Below are 5,271 nucleotides of genomic sequence, written 5' to 3'. Positions count from 1 at the left end.
GGGCGGAGGGTGCGCGCACCCTCCGCCCCGCCGGTCCGTCCAGGTCAGGAGGAGGACCTGTCAGCCGTGGTGACCGACTCGCTCTCCTCGGGGTCCCAGCACTCCACACCGCGCAGGCCGGGCAGCCGGTCCCGGGTGAAGACGGGGTCGATTCCCTGGCGCTGCTGGTCGTTGTAGTCCTTGAGCACCCGTGCCGCGATCGCGGTCAGCGGTGCGATGGCGAGGAGGTTGACCACCGCCATCGTGCCCATGGTCGTGTCCGCCAGCGTCCAGACCAGGTCGATCGAGCCCAGCGCGCCGAGGAAGCTGGCGACGAGGAAGACCACCTTGTACCCGGTCATCACGCGCTTGTCGCCGGTCAGGTACTCCAGGTTCGACTCACCGTAGTAGTAGTTGCCCAGCACCGACGTGAACGCGACCAGCACGACGATCAGCGTCATGAGGTGCAGCGCCCAGGGGCCCAGCGCGTCGGTGACCGCGAGCTGGGTGAGGTCGCCCTCCAGCTCGCTCACGGAGTCGCCCTGGTAGGTGCTGAGGATGATGAAGGCGGTGATGGAGCAGACGACGAGGGTGTCGAAGTAGACGCCGAGGGTCTGCACCATGCCCTGCTTGGCCGGGTGGGTGACCGCGGCGCTGGCCGCGGCGTTGGGGGCCGAACCGAGCCCCGCCTCGTTGGAGAACATGCCCCGGCGCACACCCTGGATGATCACCGTGCCCAGACCGGCGGCGGCGAACTCACGGACGCCGAAGGCGTGCGTGAAGATGAGCGCGAACATGTCCGGGATCCGCTCGTAGTTCATCGCCACGATGGCCAGACCCAGCACGATGTAGATCAGCGCGAAGGTCGGGATCAGGGCCTGGGCCGTGTGCGCGATGCGGCGGACGCCGCCGAAGATCACCAGTGCGGTGACCACGACGACCAGGACGCCGACCACGACCGACAGCACCGTGCCCGTACCCGCGTCCGCGGCCTCGGCGGAGCCGGACACGGCCTGGGCGGAGTTGGCCACGGCGTTGGCGATGGTGTTGCTCTGCACCGCGTTGAAGACCATGGGGAAGGTCATGATGAGGACGATGGCGAACAGCACGCCCATCCAGCGCTGGCCCAGGCCCTTCTCCATGTAGTAGGCCGGGCCTCCCCGGTAACCGGTGGAGTCCCTGACCTTGTAGAGCTGGGCCAGGGTGGACTCGACGAAACTGGCCGCCGCGACCACGATCGCCATCATCCACATCCAGAAGACGGCGCCCGGGCCGCCGAGGGAGATGGCCACCGCGACACCGACGATGTTGCCCGTGCCGATGCGGGCCGCGGCCGAGATCATGAACGCCTGGAGCGATGAGACCGCCTTCCCGCCGTCCGGGGCGGTCTCGGGCTTGCTGCGCAGCACCCGGAACATCTGCGGGAGCATGCGGATCTGGACGACTCCCGTCCTGATCGTGATGTAGACGCTCACGATCACCAGCAACGGGATCACGATCCAGGCCCAGTAGATCTCGTTGTTGAAGGTGGCTATCGCGTCGGTCAGACGCGCGTCCAACGTGGGCGCTTGGTCAGCGGGCAGCACGCAGGGCTCCTTTGCTCAGGAAGTGGACAACCGCTCCCCTATACCCGCGAAGTGCAGGTCATCACACTGATACGCATGACTTGGTCATATGGTGATGTTCCCGTTATCGCACCCACGCTGGCGGAGCGGCCCCGGTGGACCCCGCGCGCACGCGCGTCAGCCCTCGTGGACGAGGTCCGCGTAGGAGGGGTTCCTCTTGATGTAGGCCTGCGCGAACGGGCAGATCGGAACCACCTTCAGCCCGCGCTCGCGGATGTGGTCCAGGGACTCGCGCATGAGCTGGCTGGCCACGCCCCTGCCCTCGAAGGCCGGGTCGACCTCCACGTGCGGCAGCGCGTACACGCCCTTGTCGATCAGGTGGTAGGCGGAGAAGCCCACCACCGACCCGTCCGCGCTCACCTCGTAGCGCGACCGTTCCGGAACGTCGACGACCGTCAGGTCCATGGCACTCCCCGCTCCCTGTGTTCGCACGCCGGATGCGCGCGCGGGCCAAACACCACGTTCCCACACATACCCGCCGCGCACACCCTCGCTGTTCCGGTCACCGTCCGTGACACCGGCCCCCAGCGCCCCACGTCCTCGGCTGACCGGTCGGCTCACCACCCCCGGCGTGCGGCCCGTTCCGCCTGCCCGGCGGCGTTGGGGTACCTGTCCCGCGTGCGGTAGACGACGTAGGGACGGAACAGGTACCCGACCGGCGCGCTGAACGCGTGCACCAGGCGGGTGAAGGGCAGCAGGGCGAACAGGGCCAGGCCCACGAGCGCGTGCAGCTTGTACGCGGGCTCGGCCTCCGCCATCGCCGCGATGTCCGGCTGGAGCACCCAGATGGAGCGGAACCACGGCGACACCGTCCGCCGGTAGTCCTGGGTGTGGCCGCCCGCCACCTCCACCCCGGCGAAGTAGGCGGTCATGCCCAGCCCGGTGACGATGGCCAGGACCAGCACCAGGTACATGAGCTTGTCGTTGCGCGTGGTGGCGCTGAACACCGGACCCGTCGTACGGCGGCGCCAGATCAGCAGCACGATCCCGCCGAGCGTGCACACCCCGGCCACGAGGCCGAGCGACAGGGCGGTGACGTGGTAGGCGGTGTCGGACACCCCCAGCGCCCGGGTCCAGCCCTCGGGCACGAGCAGCCCCACCGCGTGGCCCGCGATGACGAGGAGCAGACCGACGTGGAACAGCGGGCTGCCGATCCGCAGCAGCCGGGACTCGTACAGCTCCGACGAGCGGGTGGTCCAGCCGAACCGGTCGTACCGGTACCGCCAGACGAGCCCGCCCACCACGAGCACGAGCACGGCGTAGGGCAGGACGCCCCACAGCAGCAGGTCGACCGTGCCGAAGCCGCTCAACGCCCCTCCCCCTCGCCGCCGGGGGCCTCGGTCCGCGGCGGCGGCGCCCCGTAGGGCTCCAGGCCCACGTCCTCGGCGGGCGGCCCCTGCTCCGCGAGCCTGCGCACCGTCTCCCCGTCCCCGCGTTCCTGTGCGGGCAGGGTCATGCGGACGGCGTCCACGATCCGCGCGTACGGGGTGCCGTGGTCGTGCAGGGCCCTCGCCATCAGCTCCAGCCCCGGCCGGAAGCGGAGCAGCAGTCCCTCGCCCGCACGCGCGTCCCCCCGGGCCGCGAACTCCAGGATCACGGCCAGGTGGTCGGGCAGCTCCCGGCTCTCCACCCGCCAGCCCGACTCGGCGTAGACGCGTTTGACCTCGGCGAGGGCGTGCCCCCTGCGGCGGGTGTCGCCGTCGGTGTAGTAGGTCATGTGCAGGGTCCTGCGCCGTCGCAGGTCGAACACGTCCACGTAGTGCTCGCACAGCTGGAGCTCGGCCGTGGTGGAGGCGTGGTCGCAGAACTCCTGGAGCGCCGCGCGCACCTCCCCCTTCGGCAGTTCGGCGACCGCGCGGGCCACCAGTGGCAGGCGCTCGAAGAAGACCTGGTCGGGATAGCCGAGCAGGACCGAGGCTGCCTGGTGGGTGACCGCCACGCGGTGGGCCCTGCGGGTGGCGCGCGCCGCCCCCAGCCACCCCGTGGCGCCCCGGACCGCCTCTCCCGCTCCGTCCCTGTCCGCGGTGGTGCTCATCCTTGCCCCCCTTCACGCGGCGCGGCGTCGCCGCCGTCACCGCCGTCGTCGGTGCCGCCACCCCGTCGGGGTGGGAAGAGCCCTGCGGGACGGCCGTTGCCGTCCCAGTTGAGGAGGTTGATCCGGCCGCGCGTACTCGTCCGTCCGTCGCTGGTCTGGCGGTCGCGCAGGGTGTGGAAGTTCTCCACGGTCGCCGCCTGGGGCTGTCCCGAGGCCTCGCCGAAGGGCACGTCCGCTCCCAGGCCGCCCATGCCGGGGCCGCCCTCGAAGTCGAGGCTGCACCCGACCTCGTCGATGACCCCGCGGTCGGCCTCGTCCACCCCGTACGCGGTGGGGATGACGTAGCGCTCGTCGTACTTGGCGAGCGCGAGGAGCCGGTACATGTCCTCGATCTCGGCCCCGGTCATACCGACGGAGGCGGCGATGGACTCGTCGCGTCTTTGGCCCAGGTTGATCCGGCGCATGTAGGAGCGCATGGCGGCGAGCCTGCGCAGGACCAGGTCCACGGGGGCGGTGTCGCCCGCGGTGAACAGGCCCGCGAGGTACTCGACGGGGATGCGCAGGGTGTCGATGGCGGCGAACAGGTTGTCGGTGTCCTCGCCGTCGTGCCCGGTGGAGGAGAGCGTGTCCACCACCGGGGACAACGGCGGGATGTACCAGACCATCGGCATCGTGCGGTACTCGGGGTGCAGCGGCAGCGCCACGCGGAAGCGCTTGGCGAGAGCGTGGACCGGGGAGCGGGCGGCCGACTCCACCCAGCGGTCGGGGATCCCGTCGCGGCGGGCCGCCGCCCGCACGGCGGGGTCCGACGGATCGAGGAACACGTCCAGCTGGGCCTCGTACAGGTCCCGTTCGTCCTCCACCGACGCCGCCTCACGGACCCGCTCGGCGTCGTAGAGGACGACGCCCAGGTAGCGCAGCCGTCCCACGCACGTCTCGGAGCAGATGGTGGGCATGCCCACCTCCACCCGCGGATAGCAGAACGTGCACTTCTCGGCCTTGCCCGTCTTGTGGTTGAAGTAGACCTTCTTGTACGGGCAGCCGGTGACGCACATGCGCCAGCCCCGGCAGCGGTCCTGGTCGACCAGGACGATGCCGTCCTCGACGCGCTTGTACAGGGCGCCGCTGGGGCAGGCGGCCACGCACGAGGGGTTGAGGCAGTGCTCGCAGATGCGCGGAAGGTAGAACATGAAGGTCTCCTCGAAGGAGAAGCGCACCTTCTCGCCCAGCTCGCGCACGAGGGGGTCCTGGCGGGTCAGTTCGGGTCCGCCCCCGAGGTCGTCGTCCCAGTTCGCGCTCCAGCTGACCTTCATGGGCTCACCGGTGAGCGCCGACCGGGGTGAGGCCACGGGGAAGTCGTCCCCCAGGGGAGCGTTGGTCAGGGTCTCGTAGTCGTAGGTCCAGGGTTCGTAGTAGTCGTGGAGGGACGGCATCACCGGGTTGGCGAAGATGGTCGCCAGCCGCCTGAGGCGCCCGCCCGCGCGCGGCTTCAGGCGCCCCCTGGAGTCGAGGACCCAGCCGCCCCTCCACCTCTCCTGGTCCTCGTAGGTGCGCGGGTAGCCCTGTCCCGGCCGGGTCTCGACGTTGTTGAACCACACGTACTCGACGCCGCTGCGGTTGGTCCACGCCTGC

General features: G+C 70.4%; 5 protein-coding genes. All 5 read right to left on the bottom strand.

Annotated features, from left to right (window positions below):
* Positions 1-44: 44 nt before the first annotated feature.
* A complete protein-coding gene (locus D455_RS0127215) occupies positions 45-1,565 on the bottom strand; it encodes an alanine/glycine:cation symporter family protein (protein WP_026123031.1) in 1,521 nt (506 codons plus the stop codon).
* 156 nt (positions 1,566-1,721) lie between these two features.
* Positions 1,722-2,009 carry a GNAT family N-acetyltransferase gene (locus D455_RS0127210; RefSeq protein ID WP_017573814.1) on the bottom strand — a complete coding sequence of 96 codons (288 nt, stop codon included), beginning with the start codon at positions 2,007-2,009 and terminating at the stop codon, positions 1,722-1,724.
* Between the two features lie 152 nt (positions 2,010-2,161).
* Entirely contained in the window at positions 2,162-2,914 is a 753-nt protein-coding gene (narI, locus tag D455_RS0127205; RefSeq protein ID WP_017573813.1) for a respiratory nitrate reductase subunit gamma, read from the bottom strand.
* Entirely contained in the window at positions 2,911-3,639 is a 729-nt protein-coding gene (gene narJ / locus D455_RS0127200) for a nitrate reductase molybdenum cofactor assembly chaperone (protein ID WP_017573812.1), read from the bottom strand. Before narJ ends, narI begins: the two co-directional genes overlap by 4 nt.
* The coding region (gene narH / locus D455_RS31885; protein WP_017573811.1) for a nitrate reductase subunit beta at positions 3,636-5,271 on the bottom strand (1,636 nt) is incomplete at its 5' end. The genes narJ and narH, both read right to left, overlap by 4 nt.

The sequence above is a fragment of the Nocardiopsis halotolerans DSM 44410 genome (assembly GCF_000341065.1).
Taxonomy (GTDB): Bacteria; Actinomycetota; Actinomycetes; order Streptosporangiales; family Streptosporangiaceae; genus Nocardiopsis; species Nocardiopsis halotolerans.
Note: the sequence above shows the minus strand (reverse complement) of the source record. Positions and strands in the feature narration are given on the sequence as shown.

What these genes read in the sequence shown, in the direction of transcription:
- D455_RS0127210 (WP_017573814.1), bottom strand. Translation starts at nt 2,009, where the DNA reads ATGGACCTGACGGTCGTCGACGTTCCGGAACGGTCGCGCTACGAGGTG.
- narJ (WP_017573812.1), bottom strand. Translation starts at nt 3,639, where the DNA reads ATGAGCACCACCGCGGACAGGGACGGAGCGGGAGAGGCGGTCCGGGGC.